Source organism: Ligilactobacillus acidipiscis DSM 15836, assembly GCF_001435755.1.
Classification (GTDB): Bacteria; Bacillota; Bacilli; order Lactobacillales; family Lactobacillaceae; genus Ligilactobacillus; species Ligilactobacillus acidipiscis.
This window is the reverse complement of record NZ_AZFI01000362.1, coordinates 270-509: the sequence shown is the minus strand read 5'-3', so window position 1 is coordinate 509 and position 240 is coordinate 270. Positions and strand designations below refer to the sequence as shown.

The 240-nt window shown below is 41.7% G+C and carries 1 pseudogene; it reads right to left on the bottom strand.

Features of this window, described 5'->3' with window-relative positions:
* Window positions 1-240: pseudogene (locus FC65_RS11990) on the bottom strand (ISL3 family transposase); the annotation flags it as partial.

Below are 240 nucleotides of genomic sequence, written 5' to 3'. Positions count from 1 at the left end.
GCGTTCCTGATCCCTAAGTAGTTCTTTTGAATGGTCCTCATGACGGTATCCATTTCAGTACCATTGGGACGGTAGTTCATAACTAATTGTTGTAAAGTAGCCCGATCGCGGTTGCGAATAAAGGTTAAGATCGTTTGATAGGTCTGATAGTTTTCTGCGAACTGTGGAAAATTCTTGAGTCCCAGATCGACCACATTTTGGGCAGTCGTGTATTCATTTAATCCCCGATAATATTTAACC